Source organism: Actinomadura sp. NPDC023710, assembly GCF_040639875.1.
Lineage (GTDB): Bacteria > Actinomycetota > Actinomycetes > Streptosporangiales > Streptosporangiaceae > Spirillospora > Spirillospora citrea.
Genome location: NZ_JBFAGB010000015.1, coordinates 71,815 through 98,702 on the forward strand (window position 1 = coordinate 71,815; position 26,888 = coordinate 98,702).

General features: G+C 72.2%; 21 protein-coding genes and 1 pseudogene. 9 read left to right on the plus strand and 13 right to left on the minus strand.

The features are described 5' to 3' along the window. Positions 1–36 precede the first annotated feature (36 nt). The 6 genes from AB0H37_RS19125 to AB0H37_RS19150 are packed head-to-tail and all read right to left on the minus strand — an operon-like array spanning position 37 to position 6,430. Positions 37–1,524 carry an NADH-quinone oxidoreductase subunit N gene (locus AB0H37_RS19125; protein WP_179837748.1) on the minus strand — a complete coding sequence of 496 codons (1,488 nt, stop codon included), beginning with the start codon at positions 1,522–1,524 and terminating at the stop codon, positions 37–39. Continuing rightward, positions 1,524–3,032 carry an NADH-quinone oxidoreductase subunit M gene (locus AB0H37_RS19130; protein ID WP_360614072.1) on the minus strand — a complete coding sequence of 503 codons (1,509 nt, stop codon included), beginning with the start codon at positions 3,030–3,032 and terminating at the stop codon, positions 1,524–1,526. Before AB0H37_RS19130 ends, AB0H37_RS19125 begins: the two co-directional genes overlap by 1 nt. Further along, the gene (locus tag AB0H37_RS19135) at positions 3,029–4,909 is read right to left on the minus strand and encodes an NADH-quinone oxidoreductase subunit L (protein WP_360614074.1); all 1,881 of its coding nucleotides are present in this window, start codon (positions 4,907–4,909) and stop codon (positions 3,029–3,031) included. Before AB0H37_RS19135 ends, AB0H37_RS19130 begins: the two co-directional genes overlap by 4 nt. Further along, positions 4,906–5,307: an NADH-quinone oxidoreductase subunit NuoK gene (nuoK, locus tag AB0H37_RS19140; RefSeq protein ID WP_329085074.1), complete on the minus strand. Its 402-nt coding sequence runs from the start codon at positions 5,305–5,307 to the stop codon at positions 4,906–4,908. Before nuoK ends, AB0H37_RS19135 begins: the two co-directional genes overlap by 4 nt. Continuing rightward, positions 5,307–5,864 carry an NADH-quinone oxidoreductase subunit J gene (locus AB0H37_RS19145; protein WP_360614077.1) on the minus strand — a complete coding sequence of 186 codons (558 nt, stop codon included), beginning with the start codon at positions 5,862–5,864 and terminating at the stop codon, positions 5,307–5,309. The genes nuoK and AB0H37_RS19145 overlap by 1 nt, the downstream gene beginning before the upstream one ends. After that, a complete protein-coding gene (locus AB0H37_RS19150; protein WP_360614079.1) occupies positions 5,861–6,430 on the minus strand; it encodes an NADH-quinone oxidoreductase subunit I in 570 nt (189 codons plus the stop codon). Before AB0H37_RS19150 ends, AB0H37_RS19145 begins: the two co-directional genes overlap by 4 nt. A 333-nt stretch (positions 6,431–6,763) precedes the next feature. Between AB0H37_RS19150 and AB0H37_RS19155 the strand changes: the two genes are divergently transcribed. Continuing rightward, positions 6,764–7,360 carry a helix-hairpin-helix domain-containing protein gene (locus AB0H37_RS19155; RefSeq protein WP_329085069.1) on the plus strand — a complete coding sequence of 199 codons (597 nt, stop codon included), beginning with the start codon at positions 6,764–6,766 and terminating at the stop codon, positions 7,358–7,360. A 62-nt stretch (positions 7,361–7,422) separates the two neighbouring features. On the opposite strand, the gene AB0H37_RS19160 is transcribed toward AB0H37_RS19155, so the two are convergent. The 4 genes and pseudogenes from AB0H37_RS19160 to AB0H37_RS19175 all read right to left on the minus strand — a co-directional run bounded on the left by AB0H37_RS19160 (position 7,423) and on the right by AB0H37_RS19175 (position 10,527). Continuing rightward, on the minus strand, positions 7,423–8,376 hold the full coding sequence (locus AB0H37_RS19160) for a complex I subunit 1 family protein (RefSeq protein ID WP_179837753.1): 954 nt from the start codon (positions 8,374–8,376) through the stop codon (positions 7,423–7,425). Beyond that, complete coding sequence (locus AB0H37_RS19165) at positions 8,369–8,935, minus strand: NADH-quinone oxidoreductase subunit C (RefSeq protein WP_179837754.1); 567 nt, start codon at positions 8,933–8,935, stop codon at positions 8,369–8,371. Before AB0H37_RS19165 ends, AB0H37_RS19160 begins: the two co-directional genes overlap by 8 nt. 710 nt (positions 8,936–9,645) lie before the next feature. Then, positions 9,646–10,089, minus strand: a pseudogene (locus AB0H37_RS19170) (NADH-quinone oxidoreductase subunit B family protein); the annotation flags it as partial. A gap of 66 nt (positions 10,090–10,155) precedes the next feature. Then, the gene (locus AB0H37_RS19175; RefSeq protein WP_329085062.1) at positions 10,156–10,527 is read right to left on the minus strand and encodes an NADH-quinone oxidoreductase subunit A; all 372 of its coding nucleotides are present in this window, start codon (positions 10,525–10,527) and stop codon (positions 10,156–10,158) included. A gap of 356 nt (positions 10,528–10,883) precedes the next feature. On the opposite strand from AB0H37_RS19175, the gene AB0H37_RS19180 reads away from it, so the two are divergent. The 5 genes from AB0H37_RS19180 to AB0H37_RS19200 all read left to right on the plus strand — a co-directional run bounded on the left by AB0H37_RS19180 (position 10,884) and on the right by AB0H37_RS19200 (position 18,384). Further along, positions 10,884–11,951 carry a hypothetical protein gene (locus AB0H37_RS19180; RefSeq protein WP_229810609.1) on the plus strand — a complete coding sequence of 356 codons (1,068 nt, stop codon included), beginning with the start codon at positions 10,884–10,886 and terminating at the stop codon, positions 11,949–11,951. A gap of 670 nt (positions 11,952–12,621) precedes the next feature. Next, positions 12,622–13,803, plus strand: coding sequence for a hypothetical protein (locus AB0H37_RS19185; protein ID WP_360614082.1), 1,182 nt, complete (start codon positions 12,622–12,624; stop codon positions 13,801–13,803). A 424-nt stretch (positions 13,804–14,227) separates the two neighbouring features. Then, positions 14,228–16,069, plus strand: coding sequence for a 2-oxoacid:acceptor oxidoreductase subunit alpha (locus tag AB0H37_RS19190; protein WP_179837759.1), 1,842 nt, complete (start codon positions 14,228–14,230; stop codon positions 16,067–16,069). Then, on the plus strand, positions 16,062–17,165 hold the full coding sequence (locus AB0H37_RS19195; RefSeq protein WP_329085055.1) for a 2-oxoacid:ferredoxin oxidoreductase subunit beta: 1,104 nt from the start codon (positions 16,062–16,064) through the stop codon (positions 17,163–17,165). Before AB0H37_RS19190 ends, AB0H37_RS19195 begins: the two co-directional genes overlap by 8 nt. Positions 17,166–17,349: 184 nt before the next feature. Continuing rightward, on the plus strand, positions 17,350–18,384 hold the full coding sequence (locus AB0H37_RS19200) for a hypothetical protein (protein ID WP_360614085.1): 1,035 nt from the start codon (positions 17,350–17,352) through the stop codon (positions 18,382–18,384). Between the two features lie 214 nt (positions 18,385–18,598). Here the strand turns inward: AB0H37_RS19200 and AB0H37_RS19205 are convergent, their stop codons facing one another. Then, positions 18,599–19,420 carry a YceI family protein gene (locus tag AB0H37_RS19205; RefSeq protein ID WP_329085051.1) on the minus strand — a complete coding sequence of 274 codons (822 nt, stop codon included), beginning with the start codon at positions 19,418–19,420 and terminating at the stop codon, positions 18,599–18,601. Between the two features lie 70 nt (positions 19,421–19,490). Then, positions 19,491–22,094: an MFS transporter gene (locus tag AB0H37_RS19210; RefSeq protein WP_360614087.1), complete on the minus strand. Its 2,604-nt coding sequence runs from the start codon at positions 22,092–22,094 to the stop codon at positions 19,491–19,493. A 120-nt stretch (positions 22,095–22,214) separates the two neighbouring features. Between AB0H37_RS19210 and AB0H37_RS19215 the strand changes: the two genes are divergently transcribed. The 3 genes from AB0H37_RS19215 (at position 22,215) to AB0H37_RS19225 (ending at position 26,214) form a co-directional block, all read left to right on the plus strand. Next, positions 22,215–22,823, plus strand: a complete 609-nt coding sequence (locus AB0H37_RS19215; protein ID WP_179837762.1) for a TetR/AcrR family transcriptional regulator — start codon at positions 22,215–22,217, stop codon at positions 22,821–22,823. 89 nt (positions 22,824–22,912) lie between these two features. Beyond that, a complete protein-coding gene (locus AB0H37_RS19220) occupies positions 22,913–25,387 on the plus strand; it encodes an alpha/beta fold hydrolase (protein WP_360614089.1) in 2,475 nt (824 codons plus the stop codon). Beyond that, the gene (locus tag AB0H37_RS19225) at positions 25,384–26,214 is read left to right on the plus strand and encodes an ABC transporter permease subunit (protein WP_179837764.1); all 831 of its coding nucleotides are present in this window, start codon (positions 25,384–25,386) and stop codon (positions 26,212–26,214) included. Before AB0H37_RS19220 ends, AB0H37_RS19225 begins: the two co-directional genes overlap by 4 nt. A gap of 282 nt (positions 26,215–26,496) precedes the next feature. Here AB0H37_RS19225 and AB0H37_RS19230 read toward each other — a convergent pair whose 3' ends face one another. After that, on the minus strand, positions 26,497–26,649 hold the full coding sequence (locus tag AB0H37_RS19230) for a hypothetical protein (RefSeq protein ID WP_360614091.1): 153 nt from the start codon (positions 26,647–26,649) through the stop codon (positions 26,497–26,499). Positions 26,650–26,888: the final 239 nt, after the last annotated feature.

The following is a 26,888-nucleotide window of genomic DNA, read 5'->3' on the forward strand; positions in this document are numbered from 1 at the left end:
TTTGACCTGGGGGAACGTTCCCAGACGTTTCCCCGGTTACGTGGCCTGCGCGACCGTCTGCAGGACGATCTGCGGCGCGACGGACAGCACGATCGCGCCGGCGGCCGCAGCGGTGATGGCGACACGGACGCCGAGACCGGGCGCCGCGTCGTAGTCCTCGCTGGTGGCGGACGGGGTGAAGAGGCGGACCGCCCACGCGAGGTAGTAGTAGAGGCCGATGACCGTGTTGATCGCCATCACGACGGCGAGCCAGGTGACGCCGCCGGCGAGGGTGGCGCGGAACACGACGACCTTCGCGAACAGCCCCATGACGCCGGGGGGCAGGCCGGCGAGGCAGATGAGGAAGAAGGCGAGGGCGGTGGCGACGGCGGGGCTGCGGCGGGCGAGGCCGCGGTAGTCGTCCAGGGTGTCCCGGCGGCCCGTGGCGGTGCCGCGGCGGTGGAAGCCGATCACGACGGCGAACGCGCCGATGTTCATGACGGCGTAGAGGGCGACGTAGGCGGTGGTGGCGGCGACGGCCTCGGGGAGGCGGTGCGAGCCGACCGCGAGGGGCGCGAGCATGTAGCCGGACTGGGCGACCGACGACCATGCCAGCAGGCGGATGGCGGTCCGCTGGCGGAGCGCGGCGAGGTTCCCGAGGGTCATGGTGAGCGCGGCCAGGACCGCGACGACGGGGCCCCACACGTGCCCGTAGGCGGGCAGGCCCAGGGCGAGGACGATCGCGAGCCCGGCGAACCCGGCGGCCTTGGAGACCACGGCGAGGAACGCGGCGACGGGCAGCGGGGAGCCCTGGTAGACGTCCGGCGCCCAGAAGTGGAACGGGACGGCGGCGACCTTGAACGCGAACCCGGCGAGGACGAGCACGGAGCCCAGCGCGGCGACGGGGTCGAGGTCGGCGGGCAGCCGGGCGAGGGCGGGCGCGATCCGGTCCAGGTGCATGGCGCCGGTCGCGCCGTACACGAGGCTGATGCCGAACAGCATGACCGCGGTGGACACGACGGAGACGAGGAACAGCTTCAGCGCGGCCTCGGAGGACGTCCCGTCGTAGCGGCGCAGCGCGGCCAGCGCGAACACCGGGAGGGAGAGGGTCTCCAGCGCGACGACCAGGAGGATGAGGTCGCGGGCCGCGACCAGGGTGAGGGCGCCGATGACGGCGGCGAGCAGCAGGAAGTGGTACTCCCCCACCGGGATCTTCGAGTCGGTGATCTCCTGGAGGGACAGCAGCACGACGATGACGGCGGCGCCGAGGATGATCCCCTGGAAGAGCAGGGTGAAGTCGTCCGCGACGTAGGAGCAGGAGGCGGGGCCGCCGGAGCGCAGGCCGTCCGGCAGGCAGAAGGTGGCGCGGCGGTCCCCGGCGGCCAGCGCGATCACGGCGACGAGCGCGGTGGCGAGGGACCCGCCGGACAGCAGGGACAGGACGCGGCGGGGGGCGTCGAAGGCGTCGGCGAGCAGCAGCCCGATCGCGGCGACGGCGAGGACCAGCGGCGGCGCGACCGCCGCGTAGTCGATGTCCTGGATCATCAGCCGCCTCCGAGCAGCGCGCGGACCGGACCCGTGGTCACGTCCAGCAGGGTCTTCGGCCAGAGGCCGACCAGCAGCGTCAGCGCGATCAGCGGCACCCAGGCGGCGTACTCCTGGAGGGAGACCGACGCGACCGGGCCGCGGGGGGCGGCGACGGCGTCGGACGGCCCGTGGGTGAGCTTGGCGAGCATGCGCAGGAAGTAGGCGGCGGTCAGGACGGTGCCGAGCGCGGCGACGGCCATGAACGTCACGAACGTCTCGCGGGGCAGGTCGGCGTGCGGCCGGTACGCGCCGATCAGGGCGAGCACCTCGCCCCAGAAGCCGGCGAGCCCGGGGAGCCCGAGGGACGCGACGGACGCGAAGGTCAGGATGGAGGCCAGCCGCGGGGACGTGCTGAGCATGCCGCCGCCGAGGGCGTTCATGTCGCCGGTGCCCCAGCGTTCCTTGACCGAGCCGGCGAGGAAGAACAGCAGGCCGGTGATGAGGCCGTGCGCGATGTTGCCGAACAGGGCGGCGTTGATGCCGACCGGGGTGAGGGTCGCGATGCCGAGCAGGACGAACCCCATGTGCCCGACGGACGAGTAGGCGATCATCCGTTTCAGGTCGCGCTGGGCGAGGCAGGCGAGCGCGCCGTAGACGATCCCGATGACGGCGAGGAGGCCGAGCCACGGCGCCCAGACCCGCGCGCCGTCCGGGGCGAGCGGGAGCGCGACGCGGACGAGGCCGTAGGTGCCCATCTTCAGCAGCACCCCGGCCAGCAGGACGGACCCGACCGTCGGGGCCTCGGTGTGCGCGTCCGGAAGCCAGGTGTGCAGCGGCCACATCGGCGCCTTGACCGCGAACCCGATCCCCATCAGGGCGAACGCCGTGACCTGGAGGCCGTGCGACAGGCCGGACCCGTGCCGGGCGGCCAGGTCGGTCATGTCGAGCGTGCCGGCCTTGGCGCCGACGAGCAGCATCCCGGCGAGCAGGAGCCCGGAGCCGAGGAGCGTGTAGAGGATGAACTTCGTGGCCGCGGCACGGCGTCCCGTCCCGCCCCACAGCATGATCACCGCGTACATGGGGACCAGGACGGTCTCGAAGAACACGAAGAACAGCACGAGGTCGAGCGCGACGAACGTGCCGAGCATCCCGACCTCCAGGACGAGCAGCAGCGCGGTGAGCAGCCGGATCCGGCCGCCTTCCGGCGGGTGCCGCAGCGTGTAGAGGAAGCACAGGAACGTCAGCAGGGCGGTCAGCACGACGAGCGGCAGCGAGATGCCGTCCACGCCGAGGTGGAACCGCAGGCCGATGGCGGGCGCCCAGGGCCGGTCGACCTCCAGTTGCATGCGTGACGTGTCGCCGAAGTCGAACGCCGACATGGCCGAGACCGCGACGAGCAGGGTGGCGGCGGACACGGCCGTCCCGAACGCGCGGACGGCGAAGCCGGTGCGCAGGAACCGGTTCGCCGGGACGAGCATCGCCAGCGCCCCGAGCAGCGGGATCGCCATCATCAGCACGAAGATCACTGGAAGATCACCACCGCGGCCGCGATGGCGGCGACACCGGCGAGCAGGCCGGTGAGGTAGGTCTGCGGGTTTCCGTTCTGGACGAATCTGACCAGGCCGCCCAGGCGGCCCGCGCCCCGTCCGGTGCCGACGACGGCGGCGTCCACGCGTCGCTGGTCGAACAGGACGACGTGACGCGCCAGCGCCTGGACGGGCCGGACGATGGCCGCCGCATAGAGCTCGTCCACGAAGAAGGCCCGCGCGAAGACGGTACGGACGGGGCCGAGCGCGCGCGCGGGGTCCAATGCCGGGTCGCGGTTCCACACAAGGAACGCACCGCCCGCCCCCACGGCGAGCAGCAGCACGCTGAGCAGCGATGCTCCGAGTTGGGGACGCAGCTCCGGAGCCCCGAGGCCGAAGAATCCGAGGATCGCGGCGGGGACGGCCAGCGCCGCCACGGTCCACGACATGATGCGTGCCGGGTCGCGGATCTCGTATGTGCCGCGTCGCTCACCGAAGAACGTCATCAACCACGCACGCATCGCATAGGCGGCCGTCAGGACGACCGTGACGAGCAATCCGACATAGACCAGCCACGCGATCCCACCCGATGTGACCTCGCCGCCATGCAGGGCGGCGTGCTGGGCGGCCTCTATGACGGCGTCCTTGCTGAACCATCCGCTGAACGGCGGGACGCCCGCGAGGGCGGCGAAGCCCACGGTCATCGACCAGAACGTGAGGGGCATGCCGCGCCGTAGGCCGCCGTAGTGGGCGAGCATGTTCGACCCTGCGGTGACGATGACGCACCCGGCGGCCAGGAACAGCAGCGCCTTGAACGCCGCGTGCGTCAGCAGGTGGAAGATCGCGGCCGACTTCGCGCCCACCGCGAGCCCCGCGGCCATGACGGCGAGCTGGCTGATCGTGGAGTACGCCAGGACGCGTTTCAGATCGTCCTGGGCGAGGGCCGCGCACGCCGAGCCGACCATGGAGACCACCGCGACGGCGCCCAGCACGGCGAGCGCGGACGGTGCCGCGAGGAACACCCCGTACAGCCGCGCCACGACGTAGATCCCCGCCGCGACCATCGTCGCCGCGTGGATGAGGGCGCTGATCGGAGTGGGGCCCGCCATCGCGTCCGGGAGCCAGGTGTGCAGCGGGAACTGGGCGCTCTTGCCCGCGACCCCGGCGAGCAGCAGCAGCGCGGCCGCCGTCACCGTGGACTGCGGGAGGTCGCCGGACATCCGGACGATCCGGTCGATCTGGAACGTCCCGGCGCCCACGCCGAGCACGATCACGCCGATGAGGAAGCCGACGTCGCCGAGCCGCGTGACGAGGAACGCCTTGACCGCCGCCCGCGAGTTGGCCCGCTCCTCCCAGTGGTGCCCGATCAGGAAGTACGAGCAGATGCCCATGACCTCCCAGCCCGCGTACAGGACGAGCAGGTCGCCGGAGTAGACGACCAGCAGCATCGCGGACGTGAACAGCGAGATGAACGCGGCGTAGGAGGAGTACCGGCGGTCGCCGGACATGTACGCGACCGAGAACACCTGCACGGCGAGCGCCACGCAGCAGACCATGAGGCCGACGACCGCGGCCAGGCCGTCCACCTGGAGGCCGACGCCGATCGGCACCGAGCCGGTGTCGACCAGCGTGAGGGTGCCGGTGCGCTCGCCCGGGTCGCGCCAGACGGCGAACGCGACGATCGCCGACAGGACGAGCGACACCGCGACCGGCGCGCACGCGATCAGCGCCGGGCCGTTGCGCAGCGGCGAGCCCGTGCGCGGCGGCGAGCCCGCGGGGGCGCCGCGCAGCAGCCGGGTCAGGGACGGGCCGGACAGCATCCCGGCGAACGCGGCGAGGAACGGCGGCAGCGCGACGAGCGACGCGAGCAGGATCACGACGGCGCCTCCTCGCGCTCGGGTGCCGTTTCGGGGCCGGCTTCCCGTCCCGCTGACGCGAGCCCGTCCGGACGGGGCCGCGCCTCCTCCGCGTCCTCGGAGAGGGCGCGGAGCCGGTCGACGTCGATCATCTGCCGGTTGCGGAACACCAGCAGCACGATCGCGAGGCCGAGCCCGATCTCCGCCGCGGCGATCACGATGGTGAACAGCGTGAGGACCTGGCCGCCGTGCAGGCGGTCCCGGTACCAGACGTCGAACGTGACGAGGTTGAGGTTCACCGCGTTCAGCATCAGCTCGACCGACATCAGGACGAGGATCGCGTTGCGGCGCGCCAGCACCCCGTACACACCGACGGAGAACAGCAGGGCGGCGACGACCGTCGGGTAGGCGAGATGCATCAGGCGTCGCCCTTCCCGCCGGGTTTCGCGTTCGGCTTCGCGGCGGCGCCCGGACGGGCCCGGATGTCCGACCGCGACAGGACGATCGCGCCGACCAGCGAGGCCAGCAGCAGCACCGACAGGACCTCGAACGGCAGCACCCATGTCCGGAACACGGCGCCGCCGAGCTCCTCCGCCGATCCGCCTCCCGCGCGCAGCGGCGTCCGCGCGTCGCCGAACCCCATGACCATCACGGTGACCAGGACGGCGGCCGTGGCGGCGGCGACGGCCAGCGCGGCCCACCGGTTCCCCGAGTCCAGGTCGGCGGACTCCCCGATCGGCGCCCGCGTCAGCATGACCCCGAACAGCAGCAGCACCACGACGGCGCCGACGTAGATGAGGACCTGCACCCAGGCGACGAACTCGGCGGTGAGGACGAGGTAGCCGCCCGCGAGCGCGCCGAACGACACCACCAGCCACAGCGCCGCGTGGACGAGCTGCCGCGTCGTGACCACGAGGATCGCGGAGCCGACCGCCACCACGCCGAGCAGCGTGAACACGATCTCCTGGCCGCTCATCCGCGCTCCCCCGGCTCGCGGGGCGGTCCCGTCCGGGGCGGCCGGGCGGCCCGCGCGGCGGCCTTCTCCGCCGCGGCCACCTCCTTCGGCGGCTCGGCGGACGGGTCGTGCGCCTGCGGCGGCGGGACGGTCCACATCCACTCCCGCAGCCGTTCCTTCTCGTGCGTCAGCTCGGCGATGTCGTACTCGGCGTACTCGAACTCCGGCGACCAGAACAAGGCGTCGAACGGGCACACCTCGATGCAGATGCCGCAGTACATGCACAGCGCGAAGTCGATCGCGAACCGGTCGAGGACGTTACGGGTCCGGGGGCGTCCGCCGCCTTCGGCGGGGAGCGTCTCCTTGTGCGAATCGATGTAGATGCACCAGTCGGGACACTCGCGGGCGCACAGCATGCACACCGTGCAGTTCTCCTCGAACAGCGCGATGACGCCCCTGCCGCGCGGCGGCAGATCCGGTTGCACTTCGGGGTACTGGCGCGTTATGGACCGCCGCGTCATCGTCCGCAACGTGACCGCCAGCCCCTTGGCCAGTCCGCCTCCTGGTAGCCGTCCCACGCGCCCCATGATTGCGCACGATCGGCGCGGGGGGAACGCGGCGGGTTCCGCGTTCGTCCAACGAGGTATAGGTCGTGTGCCACGGAGCAGGCTTACGGCTGGGGAGGGCATGTGGGTCATCACGCGGAGCATCCCTACGACCCTGAGCCCGAGTACCCCCCTCGACCGGCGTCTGACCAGCCTCGTTCCCCGCACCGCCGGCCGCCGCCTCCGCGGCGTCCGCCCGCGGCGCCCGGCTGGCGCCCCCCGTATCCGGGTCCGCCCGTGCCTCCGCAGCCGCCCCTGCCGTCGCCCATCCCGGTGCCCAGCCCCCAGACGGCCCACGGCATCCTGTGGGCTTTCGTGCCCTTCATCACTCTCGGATTCGGGACGCCGGTCTCGTTCCTGTACGCGGCCGTCCACCGGCGGTCCCTGGGGCTCGGGGGCACAGCCGCCGGCTACGGCGCCGGCACGGCGGCCGTGCTGATGATGCTCCAGTCCGGCAACCCGTTCTTCATCGTCTTCGGCTCGTTCGTGATGCTCCTGCTGTGGATCGCCGGGACGGGGCACGCGTTCGCCGTCCGGTCGTCGGTCTTCCCCCGCGAGATCCCCCGCAGCGTGCTGAACGAGCACGCGATCGAGGTCGCCAAGTACCGGCGGACGCTGCGCGAGCAGGCCCGCGCGCTCGCCTCCGAGGACCCGCCGCTCGCCCGCGAGCTGCGCATCGGCCGCCCCGACGTGCCGCGCACCTACGACGACGGCGGGCTCGTGGACGTCAACCACGTGCCCCGCGCGATCATCGAGGCGCTGCCCGGCATGACCCCGGACATCGCCGACCGGATCGTCCGCCGCCGCGCGCAGACGGGCGGGTTCGTCTCCGTCGAGGAGATGGCCGTCGACGCCGACGTCCCGCCGGACGTCCTCCCCCAGCTGGCCGACTTCACGATCTTCCTCAGGTGACGGCCGGGCGCCGGCGGCGCTCAGTGATGGGCGGCTCGGTGATCGGCTCGGTGATGGGCGACTCAGAGGGCGACCCTGAGGACGCCGGTCAGCGCGAGCTGGGCCAGCGACAGCGGGACGAGCCACGCCCAGGCGAGCTTCTGCAGCTGGTCCTCGCGCATGCGCGGGTAGCTGACCCGCAGCCAGATCACGCAGAACGCCAGCACGGCGACCTTCAGCAGCGTCCAGAGCCAGCCCAGCTCGGTGTTCAGGAACGGGCCCTTCCACCCGCCGAGGAACAGCACGGTCGTCAGCGCGCACAGCACGACGATCCCGGCGTACTCCGCCAGGATGAACAGCGCGAAGCGCAGCCCGCCGTACTCCGTGTACGGACCGAAGATGATCTCTGAGTCGGCGACCGGCATGTCGAACGGCGGGCGCCGCAGCTCCGCCAGGCCCGCGACGAAGAACACGACGCCGCCGACCGCCTGCCACGGCAGCCACCACCAGCGCCACTCCTCCACGACGCCCTGGAGTGACAGCGTTCCCGCCGCCATCGCCACCGACGACGCCGCGAACACCATCGGCAGCTCGTAGGACATCAGCTGCGCCGCGACCCGCATCCCGCCGAGGAGCGAGTACTTGTTCGCGCTCGCCCAGCCCGCCATGATCGCGCCGATCACGCCGACGCCCATCACGGCGAGCGCGAAGAACACCCCGGGGCCGAGGTCGAGCGCGACCTGCCCGCCGGGCCCGACCGGGACCACCAGCAGCACCAGCAGGTACGGGACGATCGCCACGCCCGGCGCCAGCTTGAACACCCACCGGTCGGCGTCGCGCGGGACCACGTCCTCCTTCTGGGCGAACTTGACGCCGTCGGCGACGAGCTGCGCCCAGCCGTGGAAACCGCCCGCGTACATGGGGCCGAGGCGGCCCTGCATGTGCGCCATCACCTTGTGCTCGGCCTGCCCCACCAGCAGCGGGAGCACCGCGAAGGCGCCCGCGACCAGCACCAGCTTGACCACGATCTCAAGCATGGGGCCCCCAGCCCTCCGGGACCCCGGGCGGACGGACGCGGCGGCGGCTCGGCGCGCCGTGCCCGGACTCGCCCGGTTCCTTCGCGCCCGGCCACGGCTTGGCGACGCGGGCGGCGAGGACGAAGTCCTTGCGCAGCGGATGGCCCTCGAACCCGTCCGGCAGCAGCAGCGGGACGAGGTTCGGATGGCCCTCGAACAGGATGCCGAACATCTCCGACGTCTCCCGCTCGTGCCACGCGGCGCCCCGGTAGACGCCCGTCGCCGTCGCCAGCACGGGCGCCCGCTTCGTGACGCGCGTGCGGACCAGCAGGTGGTGGCGGCGCTCCAGCGAGTACACGTGGACGACGACCGCGAAGCCCTCTTCCAGTTCGTCCACGCCGGTCAGCCAGTCGAAGAAACCGCAGGCCAGCTCGTCGCGCGCGAAGGTGAGCGCGTCCACCCAGAGTTCGGGCGCCACCCCGACGGCCAGCCCCCCGAAGGTCTCCTCGGTGGTGACCTCGTCGCCGAAGCGTCCCGTCCAGGCGTCCGCGAGTTCCGCTCCCGGGGGCTGCGGGCTCATCGGTCACGTCCGATCTGGTCGTCGTGGTCGTCCTCCACCAGTCCGGGGATGATCGAAGGATCGTGCGAGGGGTCGGGGCCGGGATCGTCGTCCTCCACCGCCGGGACGGGCGCGGTGACGTCCTGGTCCTCGACCATGTGAACGGGCTGCGTGGTGTCGGTCGGCCCGCCGGGAGGCGTGGCGCCCTCCGGCTCCGGTTCGTGTCCGGGCTCGGCCGAGGCGTCGGCCTCGCCGAGGTGCCAGACGGGCTGGGTGATGCCGGTCGGATCGACGGGAGGCTCGACGGGCGGCCCAGGCTCAGGTGCCGGCTTCGCCGCGGCCTCGGCCTCGGCCTCGGTGAGGTGCCGGACCGGCTGCGTGGTGTCCGTCGGCTTGACGGGCGCCGCCTCGGGCTCCGGCCGGGCCTCGGCCGTGGCCTCCGCATCGCCGAGATGGCGGACGGGCAGCGTCTCGTTCTCCGTGGCCTCGTGGTCCGTCAGCGCGTGCTCCGCGGCCTCTTGCTCCGCCGGCTCTTGCTCCGTCGCCGCGTTCTCCGGGGCCTCCTGGCCTTCGTCCTCCAGGCTGTTCCAGTGCTCGAAGGTCTCGTGCCGGTCGGGCGGAGGCGGCGGCTGGAGCGGGCGGCGCAGGACGGTGGCCGGGATCGGCCGCGGCGCCGGCGGCGGGGCGACGGGCTCCCCGCCGTCGCCGGCCCCGCCGTAGCGGTCGCCGAGCGACTCGGCCGCGATCTTCTCCTGGAGGTGGACGATGCCCTGCAGCAGCGCCTCCGGGCGGGGCGGGCAGCCGGGCACGTAGACGTCGACCGGGATGATCTGGTCGACGCCCTTGGTCACGCAGTAGGAGTCCCAGTACGGGCCGCCGCAGTTGGAGCAGGCGCCGAAGGAGATGACGTACTTGGGTTCGGGCATCTGCTCGTAGAGGCGGCGCACCGCGGGGGCCATCTTGTCGCTGACGGTGCCCGAGACGACCATCAGGTCGGCCTGCCGCGGACCGGGCGCGAACGGGATGACGCCGAGCCGGATGAAGTCGTGCCTGCTCATCGACGTCGCGATGAACTCGATGGCGCAGCAGGCCAGGCCGAAGTTGAAGACCCAGAGTGAGTAGCGGCGGCCCCAGTTGAGCACGAACCTGATCGGCTTGGGCGCGAGCCGCGACAGCGGCCCGACGCTCGGCGGGGGAAGATCGATGGTGCCCACGACGCCATTGTTACAGCGCTCGGGGCGTCAGACCCAGGACAGGACGCCCTTCTTGCCCGCGTACGCGAGCCCCGCGGCCAGGAACGCCAGGAAGACGAACATCTCGCCGAGCGTCGTGGCCCCGTAGCCCGGGGCGGAGAAGACGGTCGCCCAGGGGAAGAGGAACACCGCGTCCACCGCGAACACCACGTAGAGGTACGCGAAGACGTAGTAGCGCACGTAGGAGTGGGCCCAGCCCTCGCCGACCGGGTCGACGCCGCACTCGTACGTCGTCAACTTCTCGACCGTGGGACGATGAGGCCGCAGCAGCCGGTTCGCCGCCAGCGCTCCCCCCACGAGAGCGGCGCCCGCGAGGAGCAAGACGGCCAGGACGACATATGTGTCGAAATAGTTATGCACCAGATCCTCCTCGCGTGCGTCACATCCAGTATCTCGCGAAGCAGCATCGAGGAGTGTGACTTCGTACCTCCCCCCTGGAGGATCACAGTGTCATGCTCTTGCTGCACACTAGATTCGCATGGGTCGGTTTTGACCTGGAAGGACGTGACCGGATGAGCAACCCCCCGCCTCCCCCGGGCTGGGAATCCCCGGGTGGGGCCTCCTGGCCGCCTCCGCCGCCGCCAGCGGGCCCGGGCGGGCCCGGTCCCGGCGGACCCGGCGGTCCGGGCGGGCCGCCCCCGCCCGGCGGCTTCGGAGGTCCCGGAACACCGCCCCCCTTCTTCCCCCCGCCCCCCGGCGCCCCGATGGGCCCGCCGATGCCGCCGCCGAGGCGCGGCGGTGGCGGCGGCCTGGTGATCGGCCTCGTCGGCGGCGGCGTCGTCCTCCTTGTGATCATCGCGGTCGTGGTGTTCGTGGTGGCCAAGGGCAGCGGCAAGTCCCCCGAAGAGAAGCTGACCGCGGCCGCGACCAACATGGACGCCGCCCGCGCGGTCTCGCTGAAGGGCACGTTCGGCGGCAGCGAGACGCTGCGCGGCGAGCTGAACGTCACCAAGGGCGGCCGCGCGATGGGGCCCGTCACCTGGAACAGCGACCAGGTCACCGTGCTGTCGGCCGACGGCAAGCTGTTCGTGAAGGGCGACCGGAGCTACTGGACGCGGCAGATCTCCTCCACCGACACCCCCTACTACCTCACCTCGGGTGATCAGTGGGGCCGGCTGGGCGCGGACGAGCTCGACCTCGACTTCAAGGAGCAGCTGTCGCCGACGGCGCTGGCGAGCAAGATCCGCTCGGCCCGGCTGTCGCGCGTCAAGCCGATCGAGACGACCTGGATGGGCAAGAAGGCGCTCAAGTTCAGCACCTTCTCCTCCACGCTCTACATCACCGACGAGGACGACGCAGAGCTGCTGCGCTACGAGGCCACCACGCCGCGTGTCGCGCTCGACGTCACCCCGAAGGACTCCAGCGACGCCTCGTCCCTGATCTCGGACATGCGCACCAGCATGGGCGAGCTGAAGGACTCCTTCAACGCCTCGTCGAAGCCGACGGTCGACGAGTGGAAGAGGGGCGGCTGCAACGGCAACTCCGGCTGCACGGTCGAGGCCAAGATCCGGCCGCCGTACGACGTGGAGAAGCCCGTCACGATCGACGTGCGGTTCCGGCTCACCGCCGGCACGCTGACCGGCCGCGACCTCGGCAACTGCACCGCCCACGTCACGATCACCAGCAGCCTCTCCCAGTGGACGAGCTGCCGGGTCGTCAGCAGCGCGTGGACGAGCTGGGCGAAGGCGACCGGCGGCACCTTCTACAAGCACGCGGAGTACAAGGTGATCGGCGCCACCTCCGAAGAGGTGTCCGGTCTGCAGAACGGTCTCGACAGCGAATGACGCCGCAGGTGAGGCGCCTCGCGCGCTGATCCTCGACCGCAGGGGTGCCCGGCGGCGCTCCTCCCCTTCCGGGAGGACGCGCCGCCGGGCACCCTTATGCTCTTGGTGGACGGCCCCTCCAGGGCCCGGCGGCCGCCCTTCCCCCCGGAACGTTCCCGAGCCCGTCGGCACCCACCGGGGGACGCCTCCATGATCCCTTGCTTTGTGTCTGACGGTCGGGCCGGTACCTGGCCCCGGAAGTGAGCAGAGTGAGCCCCGAGTGAGCGCTGAACAGGACGAGCCGTCACCGACGGCCTCTTCCCGACCCCCGTCCCCGGACGATTCCGGGGGCGCCGCCCCCCGCCCGGACGGCCGCCCGAACCAGGGCGCCCCCGGCCCGCAGGGCCCCCACCCCGGGGACGTACGCGTCGCCGGCGGCCAAGCCCCGCCCGGCGCGGGCTCCCCCGCCGGTCCGGACGCGGCCGGCACGGCTCCCCCCGGGTCGGATCCGGGTGCGACCCCCACCGACCCGCGCGGTACGCCCTCCTTCGTCCCCCCGGGGCCGGCCTCCGCCGCTTCGCCCGGCGCTGACTTCCCGCCTCTGGCGGGCCCTCCCGGCGAACCGGGCACGGCGTTCTCGCCGAGTGGCCCCGTCCCGCCGGGACGGCCGCGCGGGCCGCGGGGCCGGCGCGTGGTGGTCGTCGCCGGCGCGGCGGCCGTCGTGGTCGTGGTCGGAGCGGTGGCGGCCGTGGCGCTCACCGGGGGCGGGGAGTCCCCGAAGAAGAAGCCGAAGGCGACCGTGGCGGCTCCGCCTCCCGCGTGGACGGTCGCGGCCGGCCAGGCCCTCAGCTCCGGGACGGGGCTGCGCTACGACGGCACCCTGACGATCAGCGGCCGGCCCGTCCAGGCGCGGCTGCGCGTGACACCGGCGGGGGCGGCGAGCGGCACGCTCACCGCGGGCGTGCTGACGGCGGAGGTCGTCGCGATCGGCGGCGACACCTACATCAAGGCCGGGACGGCGTTCTGGCAGACCTACGCGAGCGGCGTCGCGCACCCGGAGTACTACGCGGGACGCTGGTCCAAGGCGCCCGCGTCGGTGCCCGGTTTCGACGTCCCGGACGTCCTCGGCCCCAAGGCGATCGCCAGGTCGCTGAAGAAGGCCCCGGCGAAACCGCCCACGGAGAGCGTGAACGGCGTCCGCGCCTTCAAGGTCAAGGCGTCCGGCGCGGAGTACGTGCTCACGGCGGAGGCCCCGTACCGGCTGCTGGCGGTGCGGCCGGACGGGCAGGCGGCGCAGCGCTTCACCGTCGCGCCCGTGGCGGCCCCGGCGACGCTGCTCGCCGAGCTGCGTCCGCGGGTGGCCCGGCTCGGCGGCGCGGCCGATCCCGGCCTGCGCTTCACGCCGGGGACGCTGGCGTTCAGCAACTGCGACCAGAACACCAGCGGCTGCACGGTGAACATGCCCGCCACGCTCACCGAACCCGCGGCGGTGCCGGACGGCGCGCGCGCGGCGCTGCGGGCGGCGATCTCGTCCAGGGGAAGGCCGCTCGGGATGTGCACGGGGTCCGGACCGGTCCCGGCCAACCGGTCGCTCGTCCTGCGTTGCACCGTGACGAGCAAACTGTGGCGGCACTGGATGCGCGCCGCCCTCGACAACCCCGGCTCCTACCCCTACGAGGCGAAGGCGCGCGTGGTCGGCGAGGCCGTCGACGTCGCCGACGTGCCGAAACTCCTCGCCCGCGTCGACCGCGAGCGCGAGGCGGTGACGAAGGCGGCTCCGGGCACGCCGGGTCCGACGGTGTCGGGCGAGCCGTCGGTCAAGCACTCCGAGCGGCCAGAAATCGCCACATCACAGACACCAGGGGCACCGTGAACCCCACGTTCAGGGGCGGTGCGGTCGAACGGGATTCCGGCTGTCTACACTTCGGGTCGTGAACTCCACACCTCTGGGGAGCGGATGCTCCTCGACGAGTCCCGCGCTGCTGGTCCGGCGTCTGCACGTCGACCTGTGCCGCCAGCGCAGCTGCCTGTGTTCGGGATGAACCCGGGGACCCGTCCAGGTCGTATCGCCCGATAGGACCTGCGGTGCGTTCGCCGCCCGTCGCTCGCCTCCATGACGCGCGGCCAACGGCACCGGACGAGGAACGCGCGTCCTTCCTGCGCGGTCATCCCAGTGTGCGGCCCGTCCCCGCCAACCCATCCCGTCCCGGACATACCATGAAGGTAAGCCTAAGTAGCATCACGATCCTGGGTGCCTCCCCCAGGACGGATGCTGCGCGTCGAGGAGGTCTTCCTCTGTGACCAAACAGGTCCAGCAGCTCGACCGCGTCATCATCCGCTTCGCCGGAGACTCCGGCGACGGCATGCAGCTGACCGGCGACCGCTTCACCCAGGAGACCGCGGCGTTCGGCAACGACCTTTCCACGTTGCCGAACTTCCCGGCCGAAATCCGCGCCCCCGCCGGGACCCTCCCCGGCGTGTCCAGTTTCCAGTTGCACTTCGCCGACCACGACATCCTGACGCCGGGCGACGCGCCCAACGTCCTGGTCGCGATGAACCCCGCCGCCCTCAAGGCGAACGTCGGGGATCTTCCGAACGGCGCCGACCTCATCGTCAACACCGACGAGTTCAGCAAGCGCAACCTCGCCAAGGTCGGCTACGCGGCCAGCCCCGTCGAGGACGACTCGCTGTCGGAGTACCGGGTCCACGCGCTGCCGCTGACCTCGATGACGGTGAAGGCGCTCGAGGACTTCGACATCTCCAAGAAGGACGCCGAGCGCGCGAAGAACATGTTCGCGCTCGGCCTGCTGTCGTGGCTGTACCACCGTCCCACCGAGGGGACACTGGCCTTTCTGGAGCGCAAGTTCGCCAGCAAGCCCGAGATCATGAAGGCCAACATCGCGGCCTTCCAGGCGGGCTGGTCCTACGGCGAGACCACCGAGGCGTTCTCGGTGCAGTACGAGATCAAGCCGGCCGAGCACGAGCCGGGGCTCTACCGCAACATCACCGGGAACCTGGCGCTGGCGTACGGGCTGGTCGCGGCGGGTGTGCAGAGCGGGCTGCCGATCTTCCTCGGCTCCTACCCGATCACGCCGGCGTCCGACATCCTGCACGAGATCTCCAAGCACAAGCGGTTCGGCGTCCGCACCTTCCAGGCCGAGGACGAGATCGCCGCGGTCGGCGCGGCGCTCGGCGCCTCCTTCGGCGGGTCGCTCGGCGTCACCACGACGTCGGGGCCCGGCATCGCGCTGAAGAGCGAGACGATCGGCCTCGGCGTCGCGACCGAGCTTCCGCTGCTGGTCATCGACGTGCAGCGGGCCGGCCCGTCCACCGGGCTGCCGACCAAGACCGAGCAGGCCGACCTGCTGCAGGCCATGTACGGCCGCAACGGCGAGGCGCCCGTCCCGGTGATCGCGCCGCAGTCCCCGTCGGACTGCTTCGACGCGACGATCGAGGCGGCGCGGATCGCGGTGAAGTACCGCACACCGGTGATCCTGCTCTCGGACGGCTACCTCGCCAACGGCTCCGAGCCGTGGCGGCTGCCGGACGTGGCGACGCTGCCGAAGATCGATCCGAACTTCGCCGAGCCGTCGCAGGAGGAGTTCCAGCCGTTCGAGCGCGACCCGGCCACCCTCGCCCGCCCGTGGGCGGTCCCCGGCACCGCCGGGCTGGAGCACCGGATCGGCGGGCTGGAGAAGGCCGACGTCACCGGCAACATCTCCTACGACCCCGCCAACCACGACCGCATGGTCCGGCTCCGCCAGGCCAAGGTCGACGGGATCGCGGGCGACATCGAGCCGCTCGCCGTGGACGACCCGTCCGGCGCGGCCCGCGTCCTGGTGATGGGCTGGGGCGGGACGTTCGGGGCCATCTCCGCGGCCGTCCGGCGCGTCCGGGCGTCCGGGCGTCCCATCGCACAGGCCCACCTGCGGCACCTCAACCCGTTCCCGGCGAACCTGGCCGAGGTGCTGCGCTCCTACGACAAGGTGATCGTCCCTGAGATCAACCTCGGCCAGCTCGCGCTGCTGCTGCGCGGCCGGCTGTTCATCGACGTGATCGGCTACAACCAGGTCCGCGGCCTGCCCTTCAAGGCCGAAGAGCTCCAGGGCGTCATCCAGGATGTGATCGACAGTGAGTGACAACGGGGCCAACGGCAACGGTTCCGCCAACGGCAACGGCAACGGCTCGGGGAACGGCCGCAGCCTGCTCTCCCTCGTCCCGAAGGCGGACGGGAAGCAGTCGATGAAGGACTTCAAGACCGACCAGGAGGTGCGCTGGTGCCCCGGGTGCGGTGACTACGCGGTCCTCGCGGCCGTCCAGTCGTTCCTTCCCGAGCTCGGGCTGCGCCGCGAGAACATCACGTTCGTCTCCGGCATCGGCTGCTCGTCGCGGTTCCCGTACTACATGAACACCTACGGGTTCCACTCGATCCACGGCCGCGCGCCCGCGATCGCGACGGGCCTCGCCACGTCCCGTCCCGACCTGTCGGTGTGGGTGGTGACCGGGGACGGCGACTCGCTGTCCATCGGCGGCAACCACCTGATCCACGCGCTGCGCCGCAACGTCAACCTCAAGATCCTGCTGTTCAACAACCGGATCTACGGGCTGACGAAGGGCCAGTACTCGCCGACCTCGGAGCTCGGCAAGATCACCAAGTCGACGCCGATGGGCTCGCTCGACGCCCCCTTCAACCCGCTGTCGCTCGCGATCGGCGCGGAGGGCACGTTCGTCGCCCGCACCATCGACTCCGACCGCAAGCACCTGCATTCGGTGCTGCGGGCCGCCGCGCAGCACCGCGGCACCGCGCTCGTCGAGATCTACCAGAACTGCAACATCTTCAACGACGGCGCGTTCGACCCGCTGAAGGACCCTGCGGTGCGCGACGACGTCACCGTCCGGCTGGAGCACGGCGAGCCCATCGTGTTCGGGGCGGACCGTGACAAGGCGCTGCGCCGCGCCCCGTCCGGGTCGTTCGAGGTCGTGAACATCGCGGACGTGGACCCGGCCGAGATCGCCGTGCACGACGCCCACAACCCGGACCCGTCGCAGGCGTTCGCTCTCTCGCGGCTGGACCAGCCGGCGTTCGAGCACACCCCGATCGGCATCTTCCGGGACGTCGACCGCCCGTCCTACGACGAGCTGATGCGGGCCCAGCTCGACGAGGCCGTCCAGGCCCAGGGCGAGGGCGACCTCGCGGCCCTGCTCGGCAGCGGCGACACCTGGCGCATCGACTGACGGCGTCCTCCCGGACGTCTCCGCAGGCCCGGCCCCGCGTCACCCGGGGGCCGGGCCTGCGCATGCTTGGAGGCCCCCGAACGGGGCACGTTTCCTCACGTGCCGGCCGTCCGGCGATCCGCGGTGGTCTTCCGGGCGGGACGTCCTGCGCGGCGGCGTCCTCGCCTGACAGACTGAGGAGATCATGAACCGGGAGGTGACGATGCGGGTCATACCGCGCCGTAACAGGGGTCGTCAACGGGACGAGGAACCCGCACCCGCCCCGGCGCCTCCCGCCTCGTCCGCCGAACCGGCGACCCCGGCCAAGAGCTCGACGTGGCCGCCCCCGCCCTCCCCGCTCATCCCCGAAGACGCCGCCGAGACGACGCGGCCCCAACCGACGACGCGGCCTCGAACTCCCGCCTCCGTCCCGCCCGGCGAGACCGTCCCGCCCGGCGACACCCGTCCCCTGAAGGCCGGGCCTGAGCCGGGCCGCGACCCCGCCGAGGCGTTGGGTCAGGAGAGCCTGCGCGACGGAGGCCGGCGCTCCCAGGCCACGACGGCCGTTCTGCCCGCGGCCGCGCGACCGCCGGGCACGGAGGCCGAAAGGCGGCGGGCGCGGGCCGCGCAGCGGCAGCGGGAAGCCGCGGAGATGAAGCGGAGCCGGGCGGCGCGGCGGCAGGGCCGCGCGTACCGGGAGGTCGCGCCCGCGAGGGCCGCCGACCAGCACCGGTCGGCGCTGCTGGTCATGGTGCTCACGCTGGGGCTGCTGATCGCGGCCGTCGCGGTGACCGGCGGGATGATCGCGTCCTCGATGCGGACGCGCCCGGTGACGCTGGCCGCCCCGCTGCACATCTACCCGGTCGCGCAGGTGCTGCCGGGGCAGTGCCCCGCCGGGACGCAGGGCATCACCGGACAGGCCGCCACCGGGTTGACCTGCTACCGGCTCACCCAGGGGATCGCGATCCACAAGGTCGCCGACCTGCGCGTGCAGAAGTCGCGGGTGAAGCCGGGCGGGTACGACGTGGCGGTGACGCTGCGGCCCGGGGACCGCCGCGCGTTCGCCGAGCTGACCCGCGCGACGGTCGGCCGCGACCTGGCCTTCGTCGTCCGCGACCGCCTGGTCACGCTGCCGCGCGTCGACATGGCCATCACCGACGGAAAGGTCGTCGTCACCGGCTCCCCCGACCGCACCTCCGCGAACGCCCTGGTCCGCCAGCTCAAGGGCCGCGCGAGCTGATTGCGTTTCTCTCCTCCTTCGGGCCTGGCGGCCCTCCATCGTCGAGAAACGCGGGCGATCGCTGGCATCGCTCCGACTCGCCTTGGGGCTCGCTGCGCGATCAGATTCTTGCTTCGCTCGAATCTGCCTTCGGACGCGATCGCGACCGTTGAAGTTGTCGCGTGGTCGCGGTAGTGGCTTAGGTCAGAGCGCGGCTTGGACCCGCGATGGCGTCCTACGGCAGCGCTTCTCCGTGGAGGGCCTGGATCTCCAGTTCGACCTTCAGGCTCTCGCCTACCAGGGAGATGCCCGCTTCCACGATCTGGTTGAAGCGGATGGCGAAGTCCTTGCGGGGCAGTTCGGCGGTCGCACGGAAGGCGGCGCGGGTGCCGCCCCACGGGTCCGGGCCGGTGCCGAGGTAGGTCATGTCGAGGTCGACGGGCTGGGTGATGCCGTTGAGGGTGAGGTGGCCGTGCACCGTCCAGCGGTCGGGTCCGACGCTGGTCAGGCCGTGGCCCTCGTAGGTGAGGGCGGGGTGGACGTCGGCGTTCAGGAAGTCGGCCGAGCGCAGGTGGTCATCGCGCATCTTGTTGCCGGTCTCGATGGACGCCGCCTCGATGCGCGCGGTCACGCGGGAGTTCTCCACCGGCTCGGTGATCTCGATGCGTCCCTCGAAGGCGGCGAACCGGCCGCGGACGCTGGACAGGCCGATGTGCTGCGCGACGGCGCCGATGTTGGAGTGCGCCGGGTCGATCGTCCAGATGCCGGGCGGCGGGAGCTCGGCGCCGCCCGCCCGGCCGAGCACGACCTTCCCGATGTCGGCGGTGCCCGCGCCGGACACGATCATCGTGGCGGCGGCCGGATGGAAGCCCATGGCCGTCACGATCACCGTGTAGGTGCCGGCGGGCAGCGGGCCGGCGGCGAGCACGCCGTCCTCCCCGGTCTGCTCGCGCGCGACCTGGTCGCCCGCCAGGTTCATGACCGTGACGATGGCGTGCCGCACCGCCCAGCCGTCCTTCGTCCGCACCGTTCCGCGCAGACCTCGGTTCGCGTCCATCAACGACCCGCACTCCAGGTTCCGTGTCTCGTGGCCGCCGCCTGCGGCGGCCCGGGCTCGCTCGTGTCGGTCACTCGTCGGGGTAGCCGAGCTTCAGGTCGTGATCGTCCAGCCCGCCGCCGGACAGCGACAGACCGGTCGCGACCGGAGGATATCCGGACGCGATCATCGTGTACTGGCCGCCGGTGAGGTCGGTGAAGGCGTACTCGCCGTCCGATCCGGTGATGACCATGGCGATGACGTTGCCGGCGGCGTCGACGAGCGTGACCCGCGCCTCGCCGACCGGCTCGCCCGCCTCGTTGCGGACCGTTCCGCGGATCCGGGCGCCGGGCGGCATCTCCACGTCCATCCGCGTCTGGCCGTTCCCCGTCACCTCCACCGGCATCGCGACCGGGCGGTGCGCGGCGGCGCTGACGGCGAGCGTGTAGGCGCCGGACATGAGGTCGGAGAACGTGTAGCGGCCGTCGGCGTCGCTGCGGCCGGTGCCGACGACGTCGCCGCGCACGTCGGTGATGACGACCATCGCGTTCACGATGGGGGCGCGGTCGGCGCTGCGGACCGTTCCGGCGAGGCCGCCGCTGCCGGCCAGCAGCAGGTCGAACTCGATCGGCCGGTCGCCGACGACGAGGGTCGCGGCCTGCGGCTCGTGCCCGCCGGTGGCGGCGATCAGCACGTAGCTGCCGGGGCCCGGCGTCGGCAGCGCGTACCGCCCGTCCTCCCGCGTGGTCGCCCGGGCGAGCTGGTGGCCGTCGACGCCGATGAGGGTGAGGGCGGCGGACGGGACGGGCTCCCCGTCGCGGGTCCGCACCACGCCGCGCACCGGGACGCCGCCGTTGGCGTCCTGCTCGATCTGCTGGGCGAGGAGCTTCGCCTGGGCCGCCAGCTCCGTGGCGGCCGGGGCCGCCGCCGCGTGGGCGGGCGCCTCCGGCGGGCCCGGGTGCGCGGCGGCGGGGGCGAAGCGGCCGTCGTCCAGGTGGCCGTTGCCGCGCGCGTGCCGGCCGGCGCCGACCGCGGCGGCCGCGCCCGTCCGCACCGCCGCCGACGGCGGGCGCACGACGCCCCTCTCCGCGGGGACGTCGGTCAGGGGCGCCTCGGGCGGCGGCGCGTCCTTGCCGCGGTGCGCCGAGCCGCGCAGCGGGTGCTCCTTCAGCGCGAGCATCGCGAGGAAGCCGACCAGGGCGACGGGGATGCCGACGAGGAAGACGGTCTCCAGGGAGTCGGTGAAGGCGTCCTGGATGATGCTCCTGACCTGCGGAGGAAGCTTGCTGATCTCCTCCGGCGAGCCGAGGTCGGACGCGCCGCCGCCGGCCGGCACGGGAATGCCCGCCGAGCGGAAGCCGCTGGTGATCTCGTCCGCGACCCGGTTGGTGAGGATCGCGCCGAAGGCGGCCACGCCCATCGCGCCGCCGAGGTTGCGGAAGAACGAGACGCCGGACGTCGTCGAGGCGAGGTCGGCGGGCGCGGCGGCGTTCTGCGCGGCGAGGATGAGGATCTGCAGGCTGAGGCCCATTCCGACGCCGAGGACGGCCAGGTCGGCGCCGACGATGACCTTGGGCGAGTCGGTGTGCAGCAGCGACAGCAGGTACAGCCCGCCGGCGACGCACAGCAGCCCGACCACCGGGAAGATCTTGTAGCGGCCCGTCCGGGTGACGACCTGGCCGGAGCCGGTGGAGGTGACGAGCATCCCGACGACCAGCGGCAGCGTCATCAGGCCGGACGTCGTCGGGCTCATCCCCTTGACGATCTGCAGGTACTGCGGCATGTAGATCATCACGCCGAACATCGCCATGCCGACGCAGACGGAGACGAGCGAGGTCAGCAGGAACGTGGGGTTGCGGAACAGCCGGGGCGGCAGGATCGGGTCGCGCGCGACGCGCTCGGCGACGATCGCCAGCACGAGCAGCAGGGCGGCGGCGCCGAGCAGGATGTAGGTCCACTGGGAGTTCCACTCGAACTCCGTCCCGCCCATGGACAGCACCAGCATCAGCACGGCGGCGCTGCCGGTGATGGTGAACGCGCCGAACACGTCGATGCGGGTGTCGCGGCGCACCTTCGGGAGCTTGAGGACCTTCTGGATGACGAAGAACGCGACGACCGCGAGCGGCACGCACACGTAGAAGCACCAGCGCCAGCCGAGGCTGTCGGCGTCCACGATGAACCCGCCGAGCAGCGGCCCGGCGACGGTCGAGACGCCGAACACCGCGCCCATGAACCCGGCGTAGCGGCCGCGCTGCCGGGGCTCGACGACGTCCCCGAGGATGACCTGGGCCAGTGCCGACAGGCCGCCGACGCCGAGGCCCTGGAACGCGCGGGCCGCGATGAGCTGGCCGATGTTCTGCGACAGCCCCGCGCCCACCGAGGCCGCCACGAAGATGAGCAGCGCGGTCTGGAACATGAGCTTGCGACCGGCGATGTCCGACAGCTTGCCCCACAGCGGCGTGGACGCGGTCATGGTCAGCAGCGACGCGCTCGCGACCCAGGAGAGCTTCTCCTGGCCGCCGAGGTCCCCGACGATCGTCGGCAGCGCCGTGGCGACCACCGACGTCGAGATCATCGACGTCAGCATCGCCATCATCAGGCCGGCGAGGATCTCCAGGATCTGACGGTGCGTGTACTGCGGTCTCGCTGGCTCTGGCGCCGCCGGGCCGTGCGACGCCACGCTCGCTTGAGCCACCCTGCCCCCACAACTCCGATGAATTACCTGTGCTTTGCACAGACTGTATGTAGACGCTTGTTTACTTGCAACTCAGGCCATAATGGACACTGACTGTAACGGCGACCGGGGGCTGGCGGAATGCGGGGCGAGGAACAGGCCGGCGGCGCGGCCGCGCGGCGGCGCAAGCGCGACCGGGAGGCCACCCGGCGCCGCATCCTGGGCGCCGCCCGCGACCTGTTCGGGGAGCACGGGTACGACGGCGTCACCGTCCGCATGATCGCCGCGCGCGCCGAGGCGAACACGGCGCTGGTCCACCGGTACTTCGGGTCCAAGCCGGCGCTGTTCGGCGAGGTGCTGGCCGGGGAGTCGGTCATCCGCGGCGTCATCGCGGGCGCCCCCGAGGGGCTGCCGCGCCGGCTCGCCGAGCACTTCGTCCGGCATGTCGACCAGCGCTCGGTCACCGCCATGTCCCGGATACTGGACCGGTCGGCGGGCCACCCCGAGGTCAAGGAGATCCTGCTCCGCTACCTGGAGGACGTGATCGTCCAGCCGATGGTGGCGCAGTTGGAGGGGCCCGACGCGCGGGCGCGGGCGCTGCTCGCGTCCACGATCATCATGGGCGGCGGGCCGGTGCGGCGCCTGGTCGGCCTCGGCGACCTGCGCGCCGCCGACCCCGCCGATCTCACCGACCGCCTCACCGCGATGTTCACCGCCGCCCTCGCCCCGCCCGTCCACCGCGAGACGTAGCTCCCGGGGGCCGCGTACCCCGGTGGGAGCAGGCAAGATCGGCTTCGGGGCGGAGCGGGCGGGCGCGGGGCGCGCATAGGGTTCTGGTCATGGGGCGGGCGGGCGCGCTCAGGGCGCGGTGGGACAGGACGGGACGGCCCGCGCGCTGGGCGTCGGCGGCGGTCGCCGTGGCACTGGCGGGCGGGGCCGCTGCCTGGGGGGCGACGGCCGACGGCGACGCCCGCGTCCAGACCTCCGAACAGCGCGTCAACGTCGTCGACGGGCCGAAGGACGACCAGCGCGTCACGCTCGACACGACGTTCTACAAGCCGGTCGGACGGGCCAAGGGCCCGGCGGTCCTGCTGGGGCACGGCTTCGGCGGCACCAAGCGGGACGTCGCCGGCGAGGCGCGCGACCTCGCCCGCGCCGGGTACGCGGTGCTGGCCTGGTCGGCGCGGGGTTTTGGGCGCTCGACCGGTGAGATCGCCCTCAACTCGCCCGACTACGAGGTGAAGGACGCCCGGCAGCTGATCGACTGGCTGGCGCGGCGGCCGGAGGTCCGGCTCGACGGCCCCGGCGACCCCCGCGTCGGGATGGCGGGCCAGTCCTACGGCGGCGCGATCGCGCTGATGACCGCCGCCTACGACCGACGGGTGGACGCCATCGCGCCGCAGATCACCTGGAACAGCCTCTCCGACGCGCTCTTCCCCGACGCCGCCTCCGGCGCGAAACCGACGGACGGCGTGTTCAAGAAGCTGTGGGCGGGGCTGTTCTTCACCGGCAGCGCGGAACGAACGGCCTGCGGGCGCTTCCTGCCGTCCGTGTGCGACATGTACCAGGAGGTGGCGGAGAAGGGCCGTCCCACCGAATCGGCGATCGCGATGCTGCGGCGGTCGAGCCCCGCATCCGTCGCCGACCGGATCAGGGTGCCGACGCTGCTCGTCCAGGGGCAGTCCGACTCGCTGTTCCCGCTCGACCAGGCCGACGCCAACGCGCGGGCGATCGCGCGGAACGGCGCGCCGGTGTCGGTGGTGTGGTTCCAGGGCGGGCACGACGGCGGCGACCCGGAGACCGCGCGGGTCGAGGGGCTCGTACGCGACTTCTTCGACGCCCGGCTCATGCGGTCGTCGAAGCCTTCCTCGGACGGGTTCACGGTGACACGGGCGGGCGGCCTCGACTCCTCCACCCAGGCGGTCGTCGTGGACAAGGCGTCGACAGGGCGGTATCCGGGGCTTTCCAGTGGTGCGTCGGCCCAGCCGCTGACCGGGCGCGAGCAGACGATCTTCAATCCGGCGGGCGGATCACCCGCGTCGATCTCCGCTCTGCCGGGGTTGGGGGCGCTCGGATCCCTGGGCGGGTCGCTGGGAGGCTCCCTGGGCGGGCAGCTGCCTTCGGACATGCCAGGGCAGACCGCCACGTTCGAGACCCATCCGCTGGACCGTCCGCTGTGGCTGACGGGCGCCCCGACCGTCCGGCTCAAGGTCAGCGGGGACGGGCCGCTGTTCGCGAAGCTCTACGACGTCTCGCCGGGCGGGGCCGCCGCTCCGGCGCGGCGACTGGCAGCGCCGTTCCGGGTGTCCGGCGGCGAGGTCACGGTGACGCTTCCGGCGATGGACTACCGCTTCGACCGCGGGCACCGGCTCCGGCTGGTCGTCGCCACCACCGACATGGGCTTCGCGACGCCTGCCGAGCCGTCGTCCTACAAAGTGCAGGTGATGTCGCCGCTGACCGTCCCGTCCGTCCCGTCGTTGAAGGCCGCGCCGGCGCCCCTGCCCGTCTGGGTGTGGGCTCTGCCCGTCGCCGCCGTCGCATTGGCGCTCGCCATCCTTCTCCCTGGACGCCGTAGGCGCGACGTCGAAACGGACAGCGACGTGCCCCTGGAGATATCGGGGCTGACGAAGGCGTACAAGAACGGGCATCTCGCCGTCTCCGGCCTGTCGTTCCGGGTGGAGAAGGGCCAGGTGCTGGGACTCCTGGGTCCGAACGGTGCAGGAAAGACGACGACGCTGCGCATGTTGATGGGCCTGATCCATCCAGACTCCGGCTCGATCCGCATCTTCGGGCACCGCGTGTACCCGGGCGCACCTGTACTGTCCCGCCTTGGCTCCTTTGTAGAGGGGCCCGGGTTCCTGCCCCACCTCTCGGGCCGCGACAACCTGGACCTCTACTGGCGCGCCACCGGCCGTCCCCTGGACGAGGCCCACTTGGACGAGGCGCTGCAGATAGCCAACCTGGGTTCGGCACTGGACCGGGCCGTCCGCACGTACTCGCAGGGGATGCGACAGCGTCTCGCCATAGCGCAGGCCATGCTCGGGCTGCCGGACCTCCTCGTCCTGGACGAGCCCACCAACGGCCTCGACCCACCCCAGATCCGCGAGATGCGGGAGGTACTCGTCCGGTACGCGGCGGCCGGGCGGACGGTCATCGTCTCCAGCCACCTGCTCGCCGAGGTCGAGCAGACCTGCACGCACGCCGTCGTCATGGCGGGCGGCCGCCGCGTCGCCGCCGGCCCGGTCGCCGAGATCACCGGGTCCGGCCGCCGCCTGGAGGACGCGTTCCTGGAGATCATCGGGGAGGGCTCATGACCGCCTACCACGTCCGGCGCACCCTCCCGCTGCGGGTCGAGGCCGTCCGGCAGTTCCGGCGCCGCCGCACGCTGGTGGCCTTCGCGTTCCTGCTCGTCCTGCCCTGGGTGCTGGTCGGCGCGTTCAAGATCGGCGGAGATCCGGGCCCGGACGGCGTCCCCAGCCTGGTCGACGTCGCCACGTCGTCCGCGCTGAACTTCGCCCTCTTCGCCCTGTTCGTCTCGACCGGTTTCCTGCTGGTGGTCGCGGTCGCCCTGTTCTGTGGTGACACGGTGGCGAGCGAGGCGGGCTGGTCGTCCCTGCGCTACCTGCTCGCCGCGCCCGTGCCGCGCGCCCGGCTGCTGCGCCAGAAACTGATCGTCGCCCTCTCCTACGCGGTCGTCGCCGTCGTCAGCCTGCCGCTGATGTCGCTCGTCGCGGGGACGGCCGGGTTCGGCTGGGGCGACGTCGAGCTCCCGACCGGCGGCACCGTCCCGGTGAGCACCGCGCTCGGCCGCATGGCGATCATCATCGGCTACTCCCTCGTCGCGCAGCTCGTCGTCGCCGCCCTGGCGTTCCTGCTCTCGGTGACGACGGACTCCCCCCTCGGCGCGGTCGGCGGCGCGGTGGGGCTCGTCATCGTCAGCAACATCCTGGACGCCGTCACCGCGCTCGGCTCCTGGCGCGACTTCCTCCCGACGCACTGGATGTACTCCTGGATGGACGCCCTGCAGCCCGAGATCCAGTGGGCGGGCATGGCCAAGGGCGCCGCCATCTCCGTCTCCTACGCCGCCGTCCTGTTCGCGCTGGCCTTCCGCCGCTTCCGGACGCGCGACATCGTCTCCTGATCCCGGACACGTTCCGCGGTCCTCCGGACGCGAACCGTGGAGCATTACTCCCCGAAAACCGGTCGAACAGGCAGTGTCGGTGACATAAGCTCAGCGAACCTCGTCCGGCCCGGCCGCGTCTTACGAGGTAAACGGCTCGATCCCCGGGTTTTAAAGGCAGCCCGGCGGGGGGAGATGATCACCATGGCACGGCAGCAGCTCATCAAGCGCCCCAGGCCCCCACGTCAACCGAGCCCACCCGACCTGCGGACCCCTTCGGGCCGCCTCCTGCCGTACTGACCCTCACCTGGAGAACCGCGAAAGGAACCTCTCCCTCCCGACGACGGCCCGCTCGATGCGGCCGTCTCCCACGACTGCGCCCAGGTCGTCGAGGGCCTCGAAGGCGAAGACCAGGCGCGCTCCGTCCACGCCCTGGAACTCCGCTGTGACGGTCACCCGTCCAGCCGCCGCAAGCCGGCGCCTCGTCGACTCTCCGCGCGCGGGTGCTTGAGCCGAGGCGTTCACGGCCCCGCATGAATCTGCCATGTGGCGTTGCGCAAGGTTCCTTCACGCCACACCCCAGATCACGACCCACCACGAGCGAAGCCTTCTTCGCAGGTCACAGGTTTGAGAAGTGGACGGCCGCTCCGTAGCGTAAGCTACCGGCGAAGTGCCATGTTGCTAACCGACCTATG